A 21,878-nucleotide genomic window follows, 5' to 3' on the forward strand; every position below is an offset into this window, starting at 1 on the left:
TTTCGATTATGACCGTACGTATCCTGGCTGTGTGTGGCAATGGGCAAGGTAGCTCCATGATCATGAAGATGAAAGTGGACCAGTTTTTAACCCAGTCAAACATTGACCACACGGTGAACAGCTGCGCAGTGGGTGAATACAAAAGTGAACTGAACGGCGCGGACATCATCATCGCCTCAACGCACATTGCCGGCGAGATTAGCGTGTCGGGCAACAAATACGTGGTAGGCGTACGCAACATGCTGTCGCCTGCGGATTTCGGGCCAAAGCTGCTGGAAGTGATCAAAGAACACTTCCCACAAGACGTGAAGTAAGGATGCCACATGAAACTACGTGATTCGCTGGCAGAGAATAACTCCATCCTTTTACAGGCCGAAGCCAGCACCTGGCAGGAAGCGGTGAAGCTGGGCGTGGACCTGCTGGTTAAGGCGGACGTTGTCGAGCCGCATTATTACCAGGCCATTCTGGATGGCGTGGCGCAGTTTGGACCCTATTTTGTGATTGCCCCGGGGCTGGCAATGCCGCATGGCCGTCCCGAAGAGGGCGTCAAGAAAACCGGTTTTGCGCTGGTGACGTTGAAAAAACCACTGGTGTTCAACCACGAAGATAACGACCCGGTCGACATTCTGATCACCATGGCGGCTGTCGATGCCAACACCCACCAGGAGGTGGGGATCATGCAGATCGTCAATCTGTTTGATGATGAAGCTAATTTTGACCGTTTACGCGCCTGTCGTACCGCGCAGGACGTGCTGGATTTAATTGATAACGCCACTGCGGCGGCCGTTTAAGAGGAATTGAAAATGTCATTACCAATGTTGCAGGTCGCGCTGGATAACCAGACTCTGTCTCACGCTTACGAAACCACCCGTCTGATTGCGGAAGAAGTGGACATCATCGAAGTCGGCACCATTCTGTGCGTGGGCGAAGGCGTTCGTGCGGTTCGTGACCTGAAGGCGCTCTATCCGCATAAAATCGTGCTGGCGGATGCCAAAATCGCCGACGCGGGCAAAATCCTCTCTCGCATGTGCTTTGAAGCCAACGCCGACTGGGTCACCGTGATCTGCTGTGCGGATATCAACACCGCGAAAGGCGCGCTGGACGTGGCGAAAGAGTTCAACGGCGACGTGCAGATTGAACTGACTGGTTTCTGGACCTGGGAGCAGGCGCAGGAGTGGCGCGAAGCGGGTATCCAGCAGGTGGTTTATCACCGTAGCCGTGATGCGCAGGCCGCAGGCGTGGCGTGGGGCGAAGCCGATATCAGCGCGATCAAACGTCTGGCCGATATGGGCTTCAAAGTGACCGTCACCGGTGGCCTGGCGCTGGAGGATCTGCCGCTGTTCCAGGGTATCCCGATTCACGTCTTTATTGCCGGTCGTAGCATTCGTGATGCTGCGTCTCCGGTGGAAGCGGCGCGTCAGTTCAAACGCTCAATCGCTCAGCTTTGGGGTTAAGGAGCGGGTATGTTGTCAAAACAGGTCCCGCTTGGCATCTATGAAAAGGCACTCCCTGCGGGGGAGTGCTGGCTGGAGCGGTTACAGCTGGCGAAGCAGTTGGGTTTCGATTTTGTCGAAATGTCGGTGGATGAGACGGACGAGCGTCTTTCTCGCCTGGACTGGCGCCGCGACCAGCGTCTGGCGCTGGTGAGCGCCATTGCCGAAACCGGCGTACGCGTGCCATCCATGTGCCTGAGCGCTCATCGTCGTTTTCCGCTTGGCAGCGAAGATGATGCCGTACGCGCCGAAGGGCTGGAGATCATGCGTAAAGCCATTCGCTTTGCACAGGATGTCGGCATCCGCGTGATCCAACTGGCGGGTTACGATGTTTACTATCAGGAAGCCAACGATGAAACGCGCCGTCGTTTCCGGGAGGGCCTGAAAGAGAGCGTTGAGATGGCAAGCCGTGCGCAGGTGACGCTGGCGATGGAGATCATGGATTATCCGTTGATGAACTCCATCAGCAAGGCGCTGGGCTATGCGCACTATCTGAACAACCCATGGTTCCAGCTTTATCCGGATATCGGAAACCTGTCGGCATGGGATAACGACGTACAGATGGAGCTTCAGGCGGGCATCGGGCATATCGTGGCGGTGCACGTTAAAGATACCCGTCCTGGCGTGTTTAAAAACGTACCGTTCGGCACCGGGGTGGTGGATTTCGAACGGTGCTTCCAGACGCTCAAACAGACAGGTTATTGCGGGCCTTACCTGATTGAGATGTGGAGCGAAACCGCGGACGACCCGGCGGCAGAAGTGGCGAAAGCCCGGGACTGGGTGCGCGAGCGCATGGCGCGGGCAGGGCTGATGGAGGCGGAACATGCTTAAGCTGAAACAGCAGGTCTATGAAGCCAATATGGATCTCCCGCGCTGTGGACTGGTGACGTTTACCTGGGGCAACGTAAGCGCCATCGATCGCGAGCAGGGGCTGGTGGTGATTAAGCCGAGCGGCGTGGCCTATGACGCCATGAAAGCGGACGATATGGTGGTGGTTGACCTGGAAGGACACGTCGTTGAAGGCAAATGGCGCCCTTCTTCAGATACGGCAACCCACCTGGCGCTGTATCAGCGTTACCCGTCTCTGGGGGGCGTTGTGCATACCCATTCCACGCACGCCACCGCCTGGGCACAGGCCGGGCTGGCGATCCCTGCTTTGGGTACGACGCACGCAGATTACTTCTTCGGCGATATTCCCTGCACGCGAGCGTTAACGCAGGCTGAGGTCGAAGGCGAGTACGAACTTAACACCGGCAGGGTCATTATCGAAACGCTGGGTGAGACGGAACCACTGCATACGCCGGGTATTGTGGTGTACCAGCATGGTCCGTTCTCCTGGGGTAAAGATGCGCATGACGCCGTGCATAACGCGGTGGTGATGGAAGAGGTGGCCAGAATGGCGTGGATTGCGCGCGGCATTAACCCACAGCTTCAGGGCATTGATGATTACCTGATGAACAAGCATTTCATGCGTAAGCACGGCCCGAATGCTTACTACGGGCAGAAGTGAATAAGTGCTCTGGAATACCGAAACAGTTGTAACCGGTGGTATTCCGGAGCCATTCATAAAAAAAGCCCCCGGGCAGGGGGCAAATTATATATGGCTTTGATTTTCGTTGGCTTTCCTGGTGCTAGCGATGTAGCGTTACTGGTAAATATCTGCACTGGCGTGCATATTACCGTTGCTGCCGGGCTCACGTGTCAGCATGACGTGATAGTATTTTGCGCCCTGCGCATCGGTTTCTTCATTAAGCGCCTGATCTGCTTCACTTTCAGTGGCGAAGTTATGATTGATGTAAATAACGCCTAAGCTCTGCACATCATCCATGTTTCTGGCCTGTTGGCTGTCTATTCTGATGGCTGCCATCGCGTTTGCACTGAGCAAAAGCGCAGCCAAAATGGCGATTGCGATTCTTTTCATGATATGCGCTCCACGACTGCGTGCTGTGATACGGGGTAATGTTCTCCTTCTCTGTTCAGTGTCTCTGATTAAAGTGTAATCGCTACCCGGATTGCGATGGGTGACCATTTCTGATGGTGTTGTTCAAAAAAACAGCGCTTCTGATGAGTGCGATTTTAAATCACCCACTTAGAACAGCTTTACCCTTTGTGCGAATTATTTGTGCAATCAGCTTGAGTTTCCTGGGGGGCGCAAGTATTATGACGCGTCAATTTTTCAGCCGACCTTTAACACGTTCCTTGCCTCCCCGGGCCTCGGCTGACCCAGACAGGAGGCTGAATAATCCGTAAGGAGCAATTCGATGCGTCATTACGAAATCGTTTTTATGGTCCACCCTGACCAGAGCGAACAGGTTCCGGGCATGATCGAGCGTTACTCTGCTGCCATCACTGGTGCAGAAGGCACGATCCACCGTCTGGAAGACTGGGGCCGCCGTCAGCTGGCTTACCCGATCAACAAACTGCACAAAGCACACTACGTTCTGATGAACGTTGAAGCTCCGCAGGAAGTGATCGATGAGCTGGAAACTACCTTCCGCTTCAACGATGCCGTTATCCGCAGCATGGTTATGCGTACCAAACACGCAGTGACCGAAGCATCTCCGATGGTTAAAGCGAAAGACGAGCGCCGTGAGCGTCGCGATGATTTCGCAAACGAAACCGCAGATGATTCTGATGCTGGGGATTCTGAAGAGTAATTTCTGATGACCAACCGTCTGGTGTTGTCCGGCACCGTGTGCAGGACCCCCCTTCGAAAGGTCAGCCCATCAGGAATTCCGCATTGCCAGTTCGTGCTTGAGCATCGTTCTGTGCAAGAGGAAGCCGGGTTTCACCGGCAGGCGTGGTGCCAAATGCCCGTAATTATTAGCGGACACGAAAACCAGGCCATTACTCACAGTTTAACGGTCGGTAGCGCAGTAATCGTTCAGGGGTTCATTTCTTGCCACAAGGCAAAGAACGGCCTGAGCAAAATGGTTCTGCATGCCGAGCAGATTGATTTGATAGATTCTGGAGACTAGCCATATGGCACGTTATTTCCGTCGTCGCAAGTTCTGCCGTTTCACCGCGGAAGGCGTTCAAGAGATCGACTATAAAGATATCGCAACGCTGAAAAACTACATCACCGAAAGCGGTAAGATTGTCCCAAGCCGTATCACCGGTACTCGTGCAAAATATCAGCGTCAGCTGGCTCGCGCTATCAAACGCGCTCGCTACCTGTCTCTGCTGCCGTACACTGATCGTCATCAGTAATCGGGCACGGTCCATTAATACGACTTTAAGAGGATAAGGTAATGCAAGTTATTCTGCTTGATAAAGTAGCAAACCTGGGCAGCCTGGGTGATCAGGTAAACGTTAAAGCGGGTTACGCTCGTAACTTCCTGGTTCCACAGGGTAAAGCTGTTCCAGCTACTAAGAAAAACGTAGAGTTTTTCGAAGCACGTCGTGCTGAACTGGAAGCCAAACTGGCTGACGTTCTGGCGGCTGCTAACGCTCGCGCTGAAGCAATCAACGCACTGGGCACCGTTACTATCGCGTCTAAAGCTGGCGACGAAGGTAAACTGTTCGGTTCCATCGGTACCCGCGATATCGCTGATGCAGTAACTGCGGCAGGCGTTAAAGTGGCTAAGAGCGAAGTTCGTATGCCGAACGGCGTTCTGCGTACCACTGGTGAGCACGAAGTTGACTTCCAGGTTCACAGCGAAGTGTTCGCTAAACTGGTTGTTAACGTAGTAGCTGAGTAATTTTTTACTCTGCTCGCGTCGAAGCGCCGGCCTTGTGCCGGCGTTTTGCTTTTTAGCGTGACCCTGCGTCATCTTTTGCTCTTGTAAGGTCGCTATTCCTGACGCATTCTCTGATAATAAATTGAAACGCAATTTTATTTATGAGATTTGTCATGGATACTGCTCTGCCCACGCCCGTCTTTGCCCGTCGCAATGTGGCCTATGCCTGCGCCACGCTCTGCTGTCTGCTTTGGGGAAGCTCGTACCCGGCCATTAAAAGTGGCTACGAACTCTTTCAGATCGCGACCGATGATATCCCCTCCAAAGTCGTCTTTGCCGGATACCGTTTTCTGTTTGCCGGCGCGTTGCTGCTGCTTTTTGCCATGGCCCAGCGAAAGCCGATTGGCAGGCTCACGCCCACGCAGTTTGGCCAGCTCACGATCCTCGGACTGACCCAGACCTCCCTCCAGTACACCTTCTTTTATATCGGCCTGGCCTACACGACCGGGGTGAACGGCTCCATCATGAATGCCACCGGGACCTTCTTCAGCGTGCTGCTGGCGCACTTTATCTACCACAACGACAAACTCAGCTATAACAAAACGCTGGGATGTGTTCTGGGCTTTGCCGGGGTTATGCTGGTGAACTTCCACAGCGGCTTAAGTGAGTTCCAGTTTGTCTGGAAAGGTGACGGATTTGTGGTGCTGGCCGCCTTTATTCTCTCTGCGGCCACGCTTTACGGGAAACGCATTTCCCAGACCGTTGACCCGACGGTGATGACTGGCTGGCAGCTGGGGATAGGCGGGGCGGCACTGGTTGCGGGAGGCTATGCCACGGGCGGGACGCTGGAGGTGCACAGCATGAAAGCCGTCGCCGTGCTGGGGTATCTGACGCTGCTCTCATCCGTGGCGTTCGCCCTGTGGAGCGCGCTGCTGAAAGTAAACCGCGTGAGTATGATTGCCCCGTTCAACTTTGTCATACCTGTAGCAGGGACGGTGCTCTCCGCCATCTTCCTCGGCGAAAACATTCTGGACATCAAATACGCGATTGCGCTGGTGCTGGTCTGCTCGGGGATCTGGTGGGTGAATAAACGGCGTGCCTGAGAACAAAAGTGCCGGGTGGCGGCATCGCCTTACCCGGCCTGGGCCATTAACGTGCTCTGATGAAACTGCCGTCCGGCTGACGGGTAAACAGTACCTGCTGCCCGTTTCCGATATCGATCGTTAACCCGGTCACCACCCCGCTGGCATTCTGGCGGATCTGCACCATCTGACCATTTTGCAGGTTGCTGAGCGGTTTGCCTGCCCCCTCGACTTGCGCCATGGCATACACATCCGTTGCTGGCAGATTGTGGTCGCGGAACAGCTGGGCAAGAGTTTTCCCAGGCTCTACGCGATACGAACGCCACTGCTGCTCAATGCCGGTGGGCTGTTGCGCCTGTGGCTCTGAAGGGGCGGCGGCCTGCTCCTGATCTTCCTGAACCGGTTCAGGTTCAACCGGCGCAACCTGGCCCGGATCGTTAGACGGTGTGACCAGCTGCGTCTGCATCGGCTGTGAATCAGGCTGCGGCTGGCTTTGCGACTGGATATCCAGCTCAGCATTCCGGCTGACCGGCGCGGTATCAACGTTGTCACTGCCGGAAGGAAGCAGGAAGCCGATGACGATCAGCAACGCGCCGATAATAATGCCTCTGCGGTGCAAAGGCGGCAGCGGGTCCATGATGCGAAAGTTATCCGGCGCATGCCAGATTTTCGCCAGGGTAGGTTTCAGTTCAAATCGCCCGGGCATGGCTCTCCTCCTGCTCCGCGTCTTTTTATCCTGTCCTGAGAAGTGTAGTTTGCTAACTGCCTGATGGGCGTAACAAAGCCAGCTTTCGTGACATATATTAGGGAAAATCCTGACGGCTACTATTGTTTCCGTTTCGTCGCAGTTTGTCACCTTTACTTAAGACAAAGTTTTACCCATAAGGGCATGGCTGATATGCTGCCCGCTACTTTAAATGTGATGGAAGGAAAACCCATGACCACCCCGACTTTTGACACTATCGAAGCGCAGGCAAGCTACGGCATCGGCTTGCAGGTAGGACAGCAGCTGAGCGAATCCGGCCTGGAAGGTCTGTTACCGGAAGCGCTGGTGGCGGGTATCGCTGACGCGCTAGAAGGCAAGCAGCCCGCTGTGCCGGTTGACGTTGTGCACCGTGCGCTGCGTGAAATCCACGAACGTGCTGACGCCGTACGTCGCGCGCGTTTCGAAGAGATGGCGGCAGAAGGCGTGAAATATCTGGAAGAGAACCGTGAGCGTGAAGGCGTGAACAGCACCGAGTCCGGCTTGCAGTTCCGCGTAATCAATCAGGGTGATGGCGCAATCCCGGCGCGTACCGACCACGTTCGCGTACACTACACCGGTAAGCTGATCGACGGTACCGTGTTCGACAGCTCCGTCGCGCGTGGCGAACCGGCTGAATTCCCGGTCAACGGCGTTATCGCAGGCTGGATCGAAGCCCTGACCCTGATGCCAGTAGGTTCCAAATGGGAACTCACTATCCCGCACAACCTGGCTTACGGCGAGCGTGGCGCTGGCGCGTCCATTCCGCCATTCAGCACCCTGGTGTTTGAAGTCGAGCTGCTGGAAATCCTGTAATCGGTTTTTCTTATTTTCCTCTCTCCGATCGGGGAGAGGAAAATAGCGATAAAACCCGGAGTTACGACGAAATCAACATTTTGTATTGCAAACGAAACTGTTACGTGTATTTTTGTGAGCTGTTTCGCGCTGTATGAGTGATATGACACTCACTTTCAACATATTATTAACATAATATTCAAATCATAGTATTCATCCCGCCGATTCTTACCTACTATCGATTAGTCCTTACACAGGGTCCGTCATTTATTTGGCGTATATAAAGGCCAGAAGAGCCTTAACAACACAGACAGGCATAAACAGGAAAATATCACATGGTAGATCAGGTCAAAGTCGCCGCCGCAGAAGAGGCGACGTCTGAACAGTCGCTACGGCGAAATCTCACGAACCGTCACATTCAGCTTATTGCCATTGGTGGAGCCATCGGCACCGGGCTGTTTATGGGCTCGGGCAAAACCATCAGTCTTGCCGGCCCGTCGATCATCTTCGTTTATATGATCATCGGTTTTATGCTCTTTTTCGTGATGCGTGCAATGGGTGAATTGCTGCTCTCGAATCTCGAATACAAATCCTTCAGCGACTTCGCGTCAGACCTGCTCGGCCCGTGGGCGGGCTATTTTACCGGCTGGACCTACTGGTTCTGCTGGGTGGTCACCGGCATGGCGGATGTTGTCGCTATTACGGCCTACGCCCAATTCTGGTTCCCCGGCCTGTCGGACTGGGTGGCTTCGCTGGCGGTGATTGTTCTGCTGCTGAGCCTGAACCTCGCCACCGTTAAAATGTTCGGTGAGATGGAGTTTTGGTTCGCGATGATCAAAATCGTCGCCATCATCGCGCTGATTGTCGTCGGGCTGGTGATGGTGCTGACGCACTTCCAGTCGCCAACCGGCGTACAGGCCTCGTTTGCCCATCTGTGGAATGACGGCGGCTGGTTCCCGAAAGGTATCAGCGGCTTCTTTGCCGGCTTCCAGATTGCGGTGTTTGCGTTTGTCGGGATTGAGCTGGTCGGTACCACGGCGGCGGAAACCAAAGATCCGGAGAAATCCCTGCCGCGTGCGATCAATTCCATTCCGCTGCGTATCATCATGTTCTACGTGTTCGCGCTGATCGTCATTATGTCCGTGACGCCATGGAGCTCGGTGGTGCCAACCAAGAGCCCGTTCGTCGAGCTGTTCGTGCTGGTGGGGCTGCCTGCTGCCGCGAGCCTGATTAACTTCGTGGTGCTGACCTCTGCGGCCTCTTCCGCGAACAGCGGCGTCTTCTCCACCAGCCGTATGCTGTTCGGCCTGGCGCAGGAGGGCGTTGCTCCGAGCGCGTTTGCCAAACTGTCTAAACGCGCGGTACCAGCGAAAGGGCTGACCTTCTCCTGCATCTGTCTGCTGGGTGGTGTGGTGATGCTCTACGTCAACCCGAGCGTAATCGGCGCGTTCACCATGATCACCACGGTGTCGGCGATCCTGTTTATGTTCGTCTGGACCATCATCCTCTGCTCGTACCTGGTGTACCGCAAGCAGCGTCCACACCTGCACGAGAAGTCGATCTACAAGATGCCGCTGGGCAAGCTAATGTGCTGGGTGTGCATGGCGTTCTTCGTCTTCGTGCTGGTGCTGCTGACGCTGGAAGAAGATACCCGACAGGCGCTGATGGTCACGCCGCTGTGGTTTATCGCGCTGGGGCTGGGCTGGCTATTTATCGGTAAGAAACGTATGGCGGGCATGCGTTAAGCATGTTGCCGGGTGGCGCTGACGCTTACCCGGCCTAGGTTCGCGGATGTTGTAGGCCCGGTAAGCGCTAGCGCCACCGGGCTTTTTTATTTACCCGATAATGCACGCGGGAACAGAACGTTATTCTCAAGACTAATGTGTTCCATCAGATCGTCGATCATCTCATTAATGCCGTTGTACATGGCTTTCCAGGTGGTGCACGCTTCTGGCGGCGGTGTGACGTTGTCGGTGGTGTGTTTGATCACTTCCAGCAGTTCGCCGGCGTCATCATGTTCGCTTTCCATCACGCTGATGGGCCCCATGGCCTGGCTGCCCATGCCCTGTTTGATCATCGGGAAGAGGATCTGCTCCTCTTTCATCATGTGGCTGGAAAGTTCTTCGTGCAGCATGGTCAGATATTTCGCCAGGCCGCGCGGTACGGAAGGTTTATCGGCATGAACGCGTTCAACTTTGGTCGCCTGTAAAATCAGCTCCGGCAGCTGCTCGCGGTGACGATCGTGGTAACGCACAATGATATGGTCGATGATTTCAGCCAGCGGCGCGGTGCGCCAGTCTTTGTCGACAGGCTGTTCAGCCAGCTGAGCCAGCTCCGCTTCGATAGCCTCCACATCCAGCTCTTTACGCGACGCTGCGCGCGCCAGCGTTTGCTTACCACCGCAGCAGTAATCCATATCGTATTTACGGAACAGCGCAGAAGCGCGAGGGATGGAGAGCGCCAGCTCGCCTAAGGGTTGGTCGCGGAAGGCCATAACAGTTACCTCATCATCAGGAATATAAGATGCATTTTAAATGCATCTTTATGTGGATACTATAACCCTTTAGAGGCAAGGGTGAAAATGAGAAGGGGATCACAAAAAAAGCGTGCTTTTAACTTGCTGATTGAATGCAGAAAAGGGCTTTCGAAAGTTTTTAAAGGTGGAGAAACAGTAAACAACCTGCCGCGCGTGCCGATAGATACAGGTCAGACAATACCTGTATATAAAAAAGGCAACGCATGTTTAAACGTATAAAAGTCATTACTCTTTTGATTTCGGTGCTGCTTGTGCTCGGCATCATGCAGCTGATCTCCGCTGGCATTTTCATTAACGCACTCAATAACGATAAAGAGAACTTCACCGTTTCTCAGCTTTCCAGCCAGAACGTCGCGGAGTTTACCGACGCCTGGATCAGCCTGAACCAGGCGCGCGTCACTCTCAACCGCGGCATGCTGCGCCTGCAAAGCAGCATGGCGTCGCAGATTAACGGCGGGCAGCTGAACGAGCTGGTCAATACCGCGAAAAACCTGCTGGCCGATGCCCAGACCCATTACGATAAATACTACGCGCTGCCGGAAACGCCGGGTATGGACGAGCACCTGGCCGATCGTCTGGAAGAGCAATACCGCGTCTACTCCGCCACGCTGACGCAAATGAACGTTCTGCTGGGGCAGGGCAATCTGGAAGATATGTTCAAACAAAATGCCGAACAGAAGCAGACCGCGATGCAAAAGGTTTATCGCGAGTGGCGTGAGGCGCAGGCCGTGCTGGCCGCCAAAGGTATCCAGGACAATGAAAGCGACTACAAACGCATTCTGTGGATCCTTTCTGCGGTGATGCTGCTGGTGATCGCGGTGATTATTTCCAGCTGGATTGCGATGCGCCGTGTGCTGCTGCTGCCGCTGGAAGAGGTGATCAACCATATCCGCGCCATTGCCGCAGGGGATTTAACCCAGCCGATTCAGGCTGAGGGTAAAAATGAAATGGCGATCCTGGCGCGCAACGTTCAGGAGATGCAGACTGCGCTGGCCAACACGGTGGGCGTGGTGCGTGAAGGCGCAGATACCATCTACACCGGCGCGGGTGAAATCTCGGCGGGCAGCAACGATCTCTCCTCTCGTACCGAGCAACAGGCCGCTTCTCTGGAAGAGACGGCAGCCAGCATGGAACAGTTAACCGCCACCGTGAAGCAAAACGCCGATAACGCGCGTCAGGCGTCGCGTCTGGCGCTGGACGCCTCCTCCACCGCGAAGAAGGGCGGTAACGTGGTCGAGGGCGTTGTGCGCACCATGGATGAAATCGCCACCAGTTCCAGCAAAATCGCGCAAATTACTAACGTGATCGACGGCATTGCCTTCCAGACCAATATTCTGGCGCTGAACGCGGCGGTAGAAGCGGCGCGTGCGGGCGAGCAGGGACGTGGCTTCGCGGTTGTCGCGGGCGAGGTGCGTACCCTTGCCCAGCGCAGCGCGCAGGCGGCGAAAGAGATCAAAGCGCTGATCGATGATTCCGGCGAACGCGTCAACGCGGGTTCTCAGCTGGTAAATGAAGCGGGCGCGACGATGGCGGAGATCGTCAATGCGGTTACGCGCGTGACGGACATCATGGGTGAGATTGCGTCGGCCTCCGACGAACAGAGCCGCGGTATCGACCAGGTGGGTCAGGCGGTGGCGGAGATGGATCGCGTCACCCAGCAGAACGCCTCGCTGGTGGAAGAGTCTGCGGCGGCAGCTGCGGCGCTGGAAGATCAGGCTGCACGCCTGAACGACGCGGTGGCGGTGTTTAAGATCACCCGCAACCAGGCGGTGAAAGCCGCGCCGGTTAAGACCTATGCACCTAAAGCGCAGCCCCTCGCGGCGGCGTCTGAAGCGAACTGGGAAACGTTCTGATACTGTGCCGGGTGGCGCTGACGCTTACCCGGCCTACGGTTTGTAGGCCCTGCAAGCGAAGCGCCGCTGGGCGAAAAGCTCACCCCTCCGACGCCGGAACGACCATCGGTTTTTCCGGCTTCGCTCTCACCGCAATCACCACCCCAACGACCAGCAGCGCGATCCCGCAGGCCGTTAGCAGCGGCGGCACGCTCTGACGCATCAGGAAGGTATAGAGCAGCCCTGCCAGCGTCTCAAAGACAATCAGCGGCCCCAGTATCACCGTCGGCAGCTTCTGGCTGGCAATGTTCCAGCACAGCGCGCCCACCCACGAACAGAGCACGGCAATGGCGACCATTAACCCGACGAATACCCACGGGCGCGGTCCGAAGGGCAGGGTAAATGCCGGTTGCTGGCTACCCAGCCAGACACACGCGCCCACATAGCCCAGCAACGAGACAGGGAGGGTGACCAGCGCCTGCGCCGTCGCCCACATCATCGGATGTTTATCCGGGTTTTCCCGCAGCCAGCGTGCGTTGCGCAGGGCATACCAGGCCCAACAGACAACCGAGATAAACGCCAGAAAGATCCCTGAACCGTAACGCCACAAGCTGAAGTTTTCGAGGCCGTGGCGAAGCTCGGCAATATTCACGCACACCAGCCCCACGGCGATGCAGACCAGAGCGGGCGCCATTTTTGACCACGCCAGTTTGCCGTCACGCTGGCTGTAAAGCAGGTTCGCGAAAACCGGGATGACCACCGGTAGCGTGCCGATAATCATGGTCGACACCGGCGCACCGGTGCGCTGAATGGCGCTCGCCAGACAGACGTAGTAGATCAGATTACCCATCATGGTCAGCGCCAGCGCGGTGAGCCAGTCCTGGCGGCCCAGCTGACGCAGACGCGCGCGCCCCAGCCACGCCAGCGGCACGGCAATCAGCCCCAGCGCCAGGTAACGTCCGGTCGACTGCAAAATTGCCGGGTACTCCGGCACAATCAGCGGGCCGACAAAAATCAGCCCCCACATCAAACCCGCAAGCAGGGCATACAACACGCCGCTAATCATTTTTCCATCCATCTTGATTCACTTTGCGATCAGTGTAGGAGGGCAAAACGCGCGCGTATTGTATGAGGTTGCGCATTAGCGCGGCATAACCTGTTTCTGGTAGCGCACGGGCGTGATGCCGTAGCGACGGGTGAATGCGCGGGTTAAATGCGACTGATCGGTCAGCCCGGTCGCGGCGGCCACCTCGGCGGCAGGCATGCCGTGGGTGAGGAATGCTTTTGCGCGCCACAGCCGGATGGCCATCAGCATCTGGTGGGGCGTAACGTGGAAATGGGCTTTGAACTGGCGCTGAAAATGGTACGGGCTGAGCGAGACAACGTTAGCCAGCTCGTCCAGGGTCAGCGAGCGCATATAGTTGTCGTGCAGATAATCGCGAACGCGTTCGAAGCGGTGCGCGGCCTCCTGCACCACCGGCGCATGATGGGCCAGTGGCTGAAAAGTCTGAATCAAATCCAGTAGCAGCCCCTTCTGCGCCAGCGGATCGTTGGTGTGCCACAAGCCGTAAATTAACCGGCCAATCTGCTGCGAGCGCAAAGGGTCGTGGCGCGTGACGTCATTAAACCACCAGTGACGCAGGCCGGTGACCTCTTCCAGCAGGTCGGGTTCGATGTAGACCATCCGGTAGCGCCAGCCGCCTTCGGTGGCGGATTCCCCTGTGTGGATCTCGTCCGGGTTCATGGTCACGACGGATTTTTCCTCGGCAAGATGCTGGGTACCGCGATAGCGGAAGCGTTCGGCACCGGTTTCGATGGTGCCGATACCGAAGGCTTCATGAGTGTGAGGCTCAAAGGCGTAGTCAGAGATATGGGCGTGATAAAGCTCCAGGCCCGGCAGCTGCGCCAGATGGCGAAAGCGCGCGCTGTCTCTCTCATCAGTGAACTGTTCCGGTACGCCTTGCACGGTGAGCCTCCTTGTGGGTCATCGCTTCATTATCAGAGATGACCCGAGGGGATGCCACAAAAAATAACCAATTTTTAACAACTACAGGATGGCTTTGACGCTTTCCGCCAGTGATGTGGTTGGGCGGCCGATCAGTTTGCTCAGGGTACGGCTGTCGTCGAACAGGCCGCCTTTGGACGCGCCGGTGTCGGAGTCCGCCAGCATCTCCGCCAGCCCGGCAGGCAGACCAACGCCCTTCAGCGCAGCGGCGAAATCGGCTTCGCTGAGGTTCTGATACGTTACCGGCTTACCGCTCTGCTTGCTCAGTTCCGCAGCCAGTTCGCTCAGCGTCCAGGCATTATCACCCGCCAGTTCATACACCTTGCCGGCATGACCCTCTTCAGAAATCACTTTCGCTGCCGCCGCCGCGTAATCCGCACGGGTCGCAGAGGCAATTTTGCCTTCGCCTGCGGCACCCATAAATACGCCGTGTTCCAGCGCTGGCGGCGCGCTTGCCAGGTAGTTTTCGGTGTACCAGCCGTTGCGCAGCAGGGCGTAAGGCACGCCGGAGGCCGCCAGGGCATTTTCGGTTTCGACGTGCTCAACGTGCAGACCCAGCGGAGATTTGTCAGCATGCAGCAGGCTGGTATAGGCGATGAATTTCACCCCGGCGGCTTTGGCGGCGTTTATCACGTTCTGGTGCTGTACGGCACGCTGGCCCACTTCGCTGGAGGAGATGAGCAGCAGTTTATCCACGCCGTTCAGCGCGGTGGTTAATGCGGCTTCATCGGTGTAATCCGCCTGACGCACAACGACCCCTTGCTGACGCAACGCTTCGGCTTTCGCCGGGTTACGCACAATAGCCACGATCTGGCTGGCCGGAACGGTTTTCAGCAGTTCTTCAATAACGTGTTGGCCAAGCTGGCCGGTTGCGCCGGTAATCGCGATCATGATGAATCTCCTTCGTGTTTGTCTGGTGTTGTGGCACACTATCACCATAACTAACTTTTAGTAAGTACGTACAAAAAGGTAAGTATGAAAACAACAATACCAACGCTCAGCGAGCAAATGCGCGATGGCAACCTCTTTGCGGAACAGTGCCCGTCACGGGAGGTGCTCAAACACGTAACCAGCCGCTGGGGCGTGCTGATCCTGGTGGCGTTACGTCAGGGGACGCATCGCTTCAGCGATCTGCGCCGCAAGATGGGCGGCGTCAGCGAGAAGATGCTGGCTCAGTCTTTACAGGCGCTGGAGCATGACGGGTTTGTCGATCGCGTGTCGTATCCGGTCGTGCCGCCGCATGTGGAGTATAGCCTGACGCCGCTGGGGCGGGAGGTAAGCGAGAAGGTGGCCGCGCTGGCCGACTGGATTGAGGTCAATACGCCGCAGGTGATGGCAAACCGGGAAGAGCGTGCAGCATGAAATGCCGGGTGGCGCTTGCGCTTACCCGGCCTACGGGATCGAGGATTGCGCGTAGGCCGGGTAAGCGCAAGCCGCCACCCGGCACAATCATCGCTACCTGCTCAAATCCACCTGATAAATCGCGAACCCAATATCATCCGTCGCGACCTTTTGCATCGGATACTGCGCCTTATCCTTGATAAACGCGGCTGCTTTATCGGACGGAGATGTCTCAAAGCGAATATCCAGCTTAGTGTCGCTGTGGATCGGCGCAAGTCGCCAGTTGTTATCCACCGCCGGATGAATTTCACCCGTCTTTTTCGACTCCGCGCTGATCCACGCCGCCAGCACCGAACGGTTCTCATCCGGCGAGGCAAAGGCGATGTGGCTGTCACCCGTACCGGCAAACTTGCCGCCATAGGCGCGGTAGTTGTTGGTCACCACCAGGAAAGTGGCATTCGGATCAATCGCTTTGCCGTTGAAGGTCAGGTTTTTGATGCGTTCTGCCTGCGGATTAATGGCCTGACATTCGCCGTCATATTTTGCGGGCTGGGTAACGTCAATCTGATATTCCACGCCGTCGATCACGTCGAAGTTGTAGGTGCGGAAACCGTCCCAGTTAATCAGCGACTGCGGTTTGCTGCTGTGCGGATCGATCTGGTTGAACTGCCCGGCAGAGCACTCCAGCCACTCCTTCACCTCTTTCCCGGTGGCTTTCACCACCACGAGGGTGTTGGGATAGAGGTAGAGATCGGCGGCATTACGGAAGGTCAGCTGGCCTTTCTCCACCTCAACGTAGCTGGCCGGATCGTTCTTCCGCCCGCCCACTTTGAATGGCGCCGCGGCAGACAGTACCGGCAGATTTGCCAGATCCGGATCGCCCTGAATATAGTGCTCCGCATAGGCTTTCTGCGCCATGTTGACGACCTGCACGGTCGGGTCATCTTGTACCAGCGCGAGGAAGCTGTACATGTTATCAGCCGATTTACCGATCGGCTTGCTGACAAATTCACGCGTCGCGTCGTGGTCATGCTTCAGGATGTCGACCAGCTTTTTATCTTCCCCTGCCAGAGATTTTTTGGCCGCTGCGTCGTAGATCGGACGCGCTTCCGCTTTCGACTGCGTGACTTTCCAGCTTCCGCTGTCGTTATTCAGCACCAGATCCACCACGCCAAGGTGGTCGCCCCACATGCCCGGCATCACCGATGGCACACCGTTGAGCGTCCCTTTTTCGATGTCCGCGCCTTTGATATCAGCGAAATCTTTGCCCGGGAAGACGGCGTGGGCGTGACCAAACAGGATCGCATCCACGCCCGGCACCTGGCTGAGATAGTACACGGAGTTCTCAGCCATCACCTGATACGGGTCGGCCGAGAGGCCAGAGTGCGCCACGACGACGACCACATCCGCCCCTTTCGCCCGCATCTCCGGCACGTATTTGCGCGCGGTTTCGGTAATGTCGTTGACGGTCACTTTCCCGTCGAGGTTGGCTTTATCCCACGTCATGATCTGCGGCGGCACAAAACCGATATAGCCGATTTTCAGCGTCTGTTTTTTACCGTCCTGGTCGACAACCTCGGTCTCTTTAATCAGATAAGGGGTGAAGAGCGGCTTCTTCGTCTTAACGTCGATGATATTGGCGTTAACGTACGGGAATTTTGCACCTGCCAGCGCGTCGTGCAGGTATTTCAGGCCGTAGTTAAATTCGTGGTTGCCCAGGTTGCCGACGGCATAGTCCAGCGTATTCATTGCCTTATAAACAGGATGGATCTCGCCTTTTTTCAGCCCCTTCGCCGCCATGTAGTCTCCGAGCGGGCTGCCCTGAATTAAGTCCCCGTTATCGACCAGCACGCTGTTTTTCACTTCACCGCGGGCGGCGTTGATCAAACTTGCCGTGCGTACCAGTCCGAATTTTTCCGTAGGGGTATCTTTGTAGTAATCGAAGTCCATCATATTGCTGTGCAGATCGGTGGTTTCCAGAATACGGAGATCCACCGTCGCTGCCTGAACGCTTGCCGCAATCAGCGTTGCCAGGAGCGTTGCGCTAAACTTAATCATCTGAGGAGTCCTTTTTTCGATCCAAGCCACAAAAGAATATGTATGTAGTATTTGTTGCTTACAGAAGTGTGAATGCTGCCAGAAAAAAGGGCGCTGAAACTAGAATTGCTTCACAGATAGCGGAATTGTTCACATTACGATATAACTAAAACAATAAGTTATGCCCACTGCGTTAACGAAGAGGTGGAGAATGTTAGATAAAATTTGTCAGCTCGCACGGGATGCGGGTGATGCCATTATGCAGGTGTACGACGGTGCGAAACCGATGGATGTTGTCAGCAAAGCGGATGACTCCCCGGTGACGGCGGCGGATATCGCGGCGCATGCGGTGATCCTGAAAGGTTTGCAGGCCCTGACGCCGGATATTCCGGTCCTTTCTGAAGAAGCGCCCCAGAGCTGGGATGAACGTCAGCACTGGCAGCGTTACTGGCTTGTCGACCCGCTGGACGGCACGAAAGAGTTTATCAAGCGTAACGGTGAATTCACCGTCAACATCGCCCTGATTGAAAAAGGAAAAGCGGTGCTTGGCGTGGTTTACGCCCCGGTGATGAAAGTAATGTACAGCGCGGCGGAAGGTAAAGCCTGGAAGGAAGAGTGCGGCGTGCGTAAGCAGATCCAGGTGCGTGATGCTCGTCCTCCGCTGGTGGTGATCAGCCGCTCGCACAGTGACAGCGAGCTGGAGGAGTATCTGCAACAGCTGGGTGAACACCAGACGACGTCGATTGGCTCGTCGCTGAAGTTCTGTCTGGTGGCGGAAGGGCAGGCGCAGCTGTACCCCCGTTTCGGGCCGACGAACGTCTGGGATACGGCGGCAGGGCATGCGGTGGCGGCGGCCGCTGGCGCGCATGTGCATGACTGGCAGGGTAAGCCACTGGACTACACCCCGCGCGAGTCATTCCTGAATCCGGGCTTCCGGGTATCACTTTACTGAGTCAGTAGCTTATGCAGCAGGGCAACCACCTGCTGCACCTCATCCTGCGTCAGCGCGCCGTCTTTAACCCACTGTACGCGACCGTTTTTGTCCAGCACGACAATCGCTGAACTCTCTTCTTCCAGCTGCCACGCCTTACGCGTCACGCCGTTGCTGTCGACAATAAACTGCGACCAGGGATAGAGCTTCTTATTGCTCTCAAGGCTTGAGCGCACAAACATCCCGGAGCCGGGAATCGCGTCGTCGGTGTTCACGATGGTGGTGGTCTGGTAGCGATCGTGCGGGAGTTTTGCGGCTTTGATCGCTTCCACGAGGGTGGCATTTTTCTCTTTAGCGGATGTACGTCCGGCAATATGTTGTACAACTCTCACTTTGCCCGCAAGCTGCGCGCTATTCCAGGCTTTATAGCTAAACTTATCATTGTCGAGAATCAATTCTCCCCGGTCAGCAATCCCGACCGGCGGGACACGTTGTCCTTTTTCAATGTTGTGTGCGGAAGCCATCAGCGGCAGCAACAGGCAAGCTGCTGCCAGGAGGTTACGTAGGGTCATGGTGTTTCCTTATTGTTAGCAGGTGATCCGACCACTTGGTCATGCGCTTTTAATCATAAGTGCGATCAATAGGCTTTTCCCGCAATCCCGATGCCAGTTTGCGGGCGAACGCACATATCCATGCAAAAACGACGGCATATACTGCGCTGTATCACGCTTTGCAAAGATTATTCTGAATAATTGTAATCAAACGGTAAATAAACTTATGCACACTGGGTAAGTACGAGGTTCTGGTCTATAGTCATTGGGCATCAAAATTTGCGCTCAGGACCGTCGGGCCGATTGTGGCACCGCAAGAGCGTATGATTCGCAGGAGATACAAGAATGAAAATTTTCCAACGCTACAACCCGCTTCAGGTGGCGAAGTACGTGAAGATCCTGTTCCGTGGACGGTTGTACATCAAGGATGTTGGCGCTTTTGAGTTCGATAAGGGCAAAATCCTTATCCCAAAAGTGAAGGACAAACAGCACTTGTCTGTGATGTCCGAAGTCAACCGTCAGGTTATGCGTCTGCAAACTGAGATGGCTTAACCAACGTGCTATGCAGTAGTAGTTAAAAAGACGGCTCCCGATGGGAGCCGTTGATGTTTGTGGGGCACACAAAGGATTACGCCGACACCTTCTCTTCCGCATCCGGCAGTTTCGGCACCAGCACGGTCGGTTTGCTATCAATACGCGTTACCAGCAGCTGGTCGATGCGGTAGTTATCAATATCCACCACTTCAAACTTGAAGCCGGAGAACTTCACCGAGTCGGTACGTTTCGGGATTTTACGCAGCATAAACATCATAAAGCCCCCGATGGTCTCGTAGTTGCCGGACTGCGGGAACTCGTCAATGTCGAGTACGCGCATGACGTCTTCAATCGGCGTACCGCCATCGATGAGCCATGAATTTTCGTCACGCTGAACAATCTGCTCTTCCAGCCCCTGGCCGACCAGGTCGCCCATCAGGGTCGTCATAACGTCGTTGAGGGTGATAATGCCCACCACCAGCGCGTATTCGTTCATGATCACCGCGAAGTCTTCCCCGGCGGTTTTGAAACTTTCCAGCGCTTCGGAGAGCGTCAGGGTGTCCGGCACTATCAGGGTGTTGCGGATCTGCACGCCGCTGTTCAGCGCCAGGCTCTGGTTTGCCAGCACGCGGTTCAGCAGGTCTTTGGAGTCCACATAGCCGATGATATGGTCGATATCTTCGTTACAGACCAGGAACTTGGAGTGCGGATGCTGCGCCACTTTGGTCTTCAGGCTCTGCTCGTCTTCATGCAGATCGAACCAGATGATGTTTTCACGGCCGGTCATGGAGGAAGGCACGGTACGGGATTCCAGTTCGAAAACGTTCTCAATCAGCTCGTGCTCCTGCTTACGCAGCACGCCTGCCAGCGCCCCGGCTTCCACCACCGCATAAATATCGTCGGAGGTGATGTCGTCTTTACGCACCATCGGCAGCTTGAAGATGCGGAAAATGACGTTCGCCAGGCCGTTAAAGAACCACACCAGCGGACGGAAGACATACAGGCAGAAGCGCATCGGGTTGATGATACGCAAAGCCACAGCTTCTGGCGCAATCATACCGATGCGTTTCGGGGTCAGGTCCGCGAATAAAATGAACAAGCCGGTGACCAGGGAGAAGGAGAGGATGAAGCTCAACTGCTCGGCCAGCTCTACGGACATGTACTTAACAAAGAGGCTATAAAACGCCGGAGAAAACGCTGCATCGCCCACGATACCGCCAAGGATGGCGACCGCGTTCAGGCCAATCTGCACCACGGTAAAGAACATGCCGGGGTTTTCCTGCATTTTCAGAATGCGTGATGCGTTGATGTTGCCCTCGTCGGCAAGCAGCTTCAGTTTGATTTTACGGGAGGCAGCCAGCGAGATCTCCGATATCGAGAAAAATGCACTGACGGCAATAAGACAAAGTATTACTAAAATACTGTTTAACATAGTTTATCCGGCTTCTCGCCAGATCCTCAGAAGGGGAGTTGATACCATTCGTGTGAAGACACATTGAACTCAGCTCGTAGCGTTGAGCCGATTATTTCAGCGGTAGTATAGCGTAAAGACGTGTAAACCTGCCAGAGGTCACGTTTTCGGCAAAACGTGGCGGGAGGGAGAGGCTGTGCGCCACGCGGCTCGCGTGGCGCTGATGCAGTAATCAGGCCTGCTGGGGAGGCAGGCAAACGCCAATGCCGCCGATACCGCAGTAGCCGTACGGATTTTTATGCAGGTACTGCTGGTGGTCGTCTTCGGCATAGTAGAACGGTTTCGCGGTAGCGATTTCCGTCGTGACCTGACGTTTATCACCGGCCGCCTGCATCGCTTCCTGGAAACGCGTCAGGCTGGCGTGGGCGGCGGCCTCCTGCTCTGGGGTGAGCGGGTAGATGGCCGAACGGTATTGGGTGCCGTGATCGTTACCCTGACGCATGCCCTGCGCCGGGTCATGGTTTTCCCAGAACACCTGGAGCAGCTGTTCATAGCTAATGACGCTCGGGTCATACACCACACGCACCGCTTCAGCATGACCGGTCTCACCGGAACAGACTTCGCGGTAGGTTGGGTTAGGCGTATATCCTCCGGTGTAGCCCGCAGCGGTGCTGTACACGCCCGGCAGTTGCCAGAACAGGCGTTCTACGCCCCAGAAGCAGCCCATGGCAAACAGGGCGATCTCCATTCCATCAGGAACGTTTGTCATTGAATGGTTGTTTACGGCGTGTAATGTTGCCACTGGCATAGGGGTGTTGCGTCCCGGTAACGCATCGGCTTGTGATACCAGATGCTTTTTATCGAATAAACTCACGGTGGGGCCTCCCGGGTAGCGTTGTTTCGGTTAA

26 protein-coding genes are annotated in these 21,878 nt (G+C 55.7%); 16 read left to right on the forward strand and 10 right to left on the reverse strand.

The annotated features are described in order from the left end of the window. Positions 1 to 8: 8 nt before the first annotated feature. The 5 genes from ulaB to IMQ56_RS11985 are packed head-to-tail and all read left to right on the forward strand — an operon-like array spanning position 9 to position 3,003. Complete coding sequence (gene ulaB / locus IMQ56_RS11965) at positions 9 to 314, forward strand: PTS ascorbate transporter subunit IIB (RefSeq protein ID WP_003856022.1); 306 nt, start codon at positions 9 to 11, stop codon at positions 312 to 314. Between the two features lie 9 nt (positions 315 to 323). After that, a complete protein-coding gene (gene ulaC / locus IMQ56_RS11970; protein ID WP_017694668.1) occupies positions 324 to 791 on the forward strand; it encodes a PTS ascorbate transporter subunit IIA in 468 nt (155 codons plus the stop codon). A 12-nt stretch (positions 792 to 803) separates the two neighbouring features. Then, positions 804 to 1,454 (forward strand): 3-keto-L-gulonate-6-phosphate decarboxylase UlaD, encoded by a 651-nt coding sequence (gene ulaD / locus IMQ56_RS11975; RefSeq protein ID WP_017694667.1) that lies wholly within the window; start codon positions 804 to 806, stop codon positions 1,452 to 1,454. A gap of 9 nt (positions 1,455 to 1,463) precedes the next feature. Next, on the forward strand, positions 1,464 to 2,324 hold the full coding sequence (locus IMQ56_RS11980; protein ID WP_015572478.1) for an L-ribulose-5-phosphate 3-epimerase: 861 nt from the start codon (positions 1,464 to 1,466) through the stop codon (positions 2,322 to 2,324). Then, positions 2,317 to 3,003, forward strand: coding sequence for an L-ribulose-5-phosphate 4-epimerase (locus tag IMQ56_RS11985; RefSeq protein WP_032620832.1), 687 nt, complete (start codon positions 2,317 to 2,319; stop codon positions 3,001 to 3,003). Before IMQ56_RS11980 ends, IMQ56_RS11985 begins: the two co-directional genes overlap by 8 nt. Before the next feature lie 135 nt (positions 3,004 to 3,138). On the opposite strand, the gene yjfY is transcribed toward IMQ56_RS11985, so the two are convergent. Next, positions 3,139 to 3,414: a DUF1471 family protein YjfY gene (yjfY, locus tag IMQ56_RS11990; RefSeq protein ID WP_017383944.1), complete on the reverse strand. Its 276-nt coding sequence runs from the start codon at positions 3,412 to 3,414 to the stop codon at positions 3,139 to 3,141. Between the two features lie 340 nt (positions 3,415 to 3,754). On the opposite strand from yjfY, the gene rpsF reads away from it, so the two are divergent. The 5 genes from rpsF to IMQ56_RS12015 all read left to right on the forward strand — a co-directional run bounded on the left by rpsF (position 3,755) and on the right by IMQ56_RS12015 (position 6,276). Next, on the forward strand, positions 3,755 to 4,150 hold the full coding sequence (rpsF, locus tag IMQ56_RS11995) for a 30S ribosomal protein S6 (protein WP_003856034.1): 396 nt from the start codon (positions 3,755 to 3,757) through the stop codon (positions 4,148 to 4,150). Positions 4,151 to 4,156: 6 nt separating this feature from the next. After that, positions 4,157 to 4,471 (forward strand): primosomal replication protein N, encoded by a 315-nt coding sequence (gene priB / locus IMQ56_RS12000; RefSeq protein ID WP_003856035.1) that lies wholly within the window; start codon positions 4,157 to 4,159, stop codon positions 4,469 to 4,471. A gap of 4 nt (positions 4,472 to 4,475) precedes the next feature. After that, positions 4,476 to 4,703, forward strand: a complete 228-nt coding sequence (rpsR, locus tag IMQ56_RS12005; protein ID WP_000135199.1) for a 30S ribosomal protein S18 — start codon at positions 4,476 to 4,478, stop codon at positions 4,701 to 4,703. A gap of 41 nt (positions 4,704 to 4,744) precedes the next feature. Beyond that, the gene (gene rplI / locus IMQ56_RS12010) at positions 4,745 to 5,194 is read left to right on the forward strand and encodes a 50S ribosomal protein L9 (protein WP_006810372.1); all 450 of its coding nucleotides are present in this window, start codon (positions 4,745 to 4,747) and stop codon (positions 5,192 to 5,194) included. A gap of 152 nt (positions 5,195 to 5,346) precedes the next feature. After that, positions 5,347 to 6,276, forward strand: coding sequence for a DMT family transporter (locus tag IMQ56_RS12015; RefSeq protein WP_032646988.1), 930 nt, complete (start codon positions 5,347 to 5,349; stop codon positions 6,274 to 6,276). Positions 6,277 to 6,322: 46 nt separating this feature from the next. On the opposite strand, the gene IMQ56_RS12020 is transcribed toward IMQ56_RS12015, so the two are convergent. After that, on the reverse strand, positions 6,323 to 6,961 hold the full coding sequence (locus tag IMQ56_RS12020; RefSeq protein ID WP_062938338.1) for an OapA family protein: 639 nt from the start codon (positions 6,959 to 6,961) through the stop codon (positions 6,323 to 6,325). Between the two features lie 231 nt (positions 6,962 to 7,192). On the opposite strand from IMQ56_RS12020, the gene fklB reads away from it, so the two are divergent. Both fklB and cycA read left to right on the forward strand, forming a co-directional pair. Beyond that, the gene (gene fklB / locus IMQ56_RS12025; RefSeq protein WP_008502892.1) at positions 7,193 to 7,813 is read left to right on the forward strand and encodes an FKBP-type peptidyl-prolyl cis-trans isomerase; all 621 of its coding nucleotides are present in this window, start codon (positions 7,193 to 7,195) and stop codon (positions 7,811 to 7,813) included. 314 nt (positions 7,814 to 8,127) lie between these two features. Then, entirely contained in the window at positions 8,128 to 9,537 is a 1,410-nt protein-coding gene (gene cycA, locus IMQ56_RS12030) for a D-serine/D-alanine/glycine transporter (protein WP_015572483.1), read from the forward strand. An 86-nt stretch (positions 9,538 to 9,623) separates the two neighbouring features. Here cycA and ytfE read toward each other — a convergent pair whose 3' ends face one another. Continuing rightward, the gene (gene ytfE, locus IMQ56_RS12035) at positions 9,624 to 10,286 is read right to left on the reverse strand and encodes an iron-sulfur cluster repair protein YtfE (RefSeq protein WP_017383941.1); all 663 of its coding nucleotides are present in this window, start codon (positions 10,284 to 10,286) and stop codon (positions 9,624 to 9,626) included. A 245-nt stretch (positions 10,287 to 10,531) separates the two neighbouring features. Between ytfE and IMQ56_RS12040 the strand changes: the two genes are divergently transcribed. Then, on the forward strand, positions 10,532 to 12,181 hold the full coding sequence (locus tag IMQ56_RS12040) for a methyl-accepting chemotaxis protein (protein ID WP_039271950.1): 1,650 nt from the start codon (positions 10,532 to 10,534) through the stop codon (positions 12,179 to 12,181). 79 nt (positions 12,182 to 12,260) lie between these two features. Here the strand turns inward: IMQ56_RS12040 and IMQ56_RS12045 are convergent, their stop codons facing one another. The 3 genes from IMQ56_RS12045 to IMQ56_RS12055 form a co-directional block, all read right to left on the reverse strand. After that, on the reverse strand, positions 12,261 to 13,226 hold the full coding sequence (locus IMQ56_RS12045; RefSeq protein ID WP_017383939.1) for a DMT family transporter: 966 nt from the start codon (positions 13,224 to 13,226) through the stop codon (positions 12,261 to 12,263). Between the two features lie 75 nt (positions 13,227 to 13,301). Further along, complete coding sequence (locus IMQ56_RS12050; RefSeq protein ID WP_196064026.1) at positions 13,302 to 14,126, reverse strand: AraC family transcriptional regulator; 825 nt, start codon at positions 14,124 to 14,126, stop codon at positions 13,302 to 13,304. Positions 14,127 to 14,207: 81 nt separating this feature from the next. Continuing rightward, a complete protein-coding gene (locus IMQ56_RS12055) occupies positions 14,208 to 15,056 on the reverse strand; it encodes an SDR family oxidoreductase (protein WP_032671495.1) in 849 nt (282 codons plus the stop codon). Positions 15,057 to 15,140: 84 nt separating this feature from the next. Between IMQ56_RS12055 and IMQ56_RS12060 the strand changes: the two genes are divergently transcribed. After that, complete coding sequence (locus IMQ56_RS12060; RefSeq protein ID WP_032671494.1) at positions 15,141 to 15,527, forward strand: helix-turn-helix domain-containing protein; 387 nt, start codon at positions 15,141 to 15,143, stop codon at positions 15,525 to 15,527. Positions 15,528 to 15,620: 93 nt separating this feature from the next. Here IMQ56_RS12060 and IMQ56_RS12065 read toward each other — a convergent pair whose 3' ends face one another. Further along, complete coding sequence (locus tag IMQ56_RS12065) at positions 15,621 to 17,564, reverse strand: bifunctional 2',3'-cyclic-nucleotide 2'-phosphodiesterase/3'-nucleotidase (RefSeq protein WP_060460249.1); 1,944 nt, start codon at positions 17,562 to 17,564, stop codon at positions 15,621 to 15,623. A gap of 190 nt (positions 17,565 to 17,754) precedes the next feature. Here IMQ56_RS12065 and cysQ point away from each other — a divergent pair, with 190 nt between their 5' ends. Next, complete coding sequence (gene cysQ / locus IMQ56_RS12070) at positions 17,755 to 18,495, forward strand: 3'(2'),5'-bisphosphate nucleotidase CysQ (protein ID WP_015572488.1); 741 nt, start codon at positions 17,755 to 17,757, stop codon at positions 18,493 to 18,495. Here cysQ and IMQ56_RS12075 read toward each other — a convergent pair. After that, positions 18,489 to 19,046, reverse strand: coding sequence for a YtfJ family protein (locus tag IMQ56_RS12075; RefSeq protein ID WP_017383934.1), 558 nt, complete (start codon positions 19,044 to 19,046; stop codon positions 18,489 to 18,491). The genes cysQ and IMQ56_RS12075 overlap by 7 nt on opposite strands. A 324-nt stretch (positions 19,047 to 19,370) precedes the next feature. Here IMQ56_RS12075 and IMQ56_RS12080 point away from each other — a divergent pair, with 324 nt between their 5' ends. After that, complete coding sequence (locus tag IMQ56_RS12080) at positions 19,371 to 19,577, forward strand: DUF1107 domain-containing protein (RefSeq protein WP_003856054.1); 207 nt, start codon at positions 19,371 to 19,373, stop codon at positions 19,575 to 19,577. Between the two features lie 76 nt (positions 19,578 to 19,653). Here the strand turns inward: IMQ56_RS12080 and IMQ56_RS12085 are convergent, their stop codons facing one another. Further along, a complete protein-coding gene (locus tag IMQ56_RS12085) occupies positions 19,654 to 20,991 on the reverse strand; it encodes a hemolysin family protein (RefSeq protein ID WP_006810357.1) in 1,338 nt (445 codons plus the stop codon). Positions 20,992 to 21,202: 211 nt separating this feature from the next. Next, entirely contained in the window at positions 21,203 to 21,844 is a 642-nt protein-coding gene (gene msrA, locus IMQ56_RS12090) for a peptide-methionine (S)-S-oxide reductase MsrA (protein WP_006810351.1), read from the reverse strand. Between the last annotated feature and the right edge of the window lie 34 nt (positions 21,845 to 21,878).

Source organism: Enterobacter sp. Res13-Sevr-PEC09-46 (assembly GCF_015672585.1).
Lineage (GTDB): Bacteria > Pseudomonadota > Gammaproteobacteria > Enterobacterales > Enterobacteriaceae > Enterobacter > Enterobacter hormaechei_C.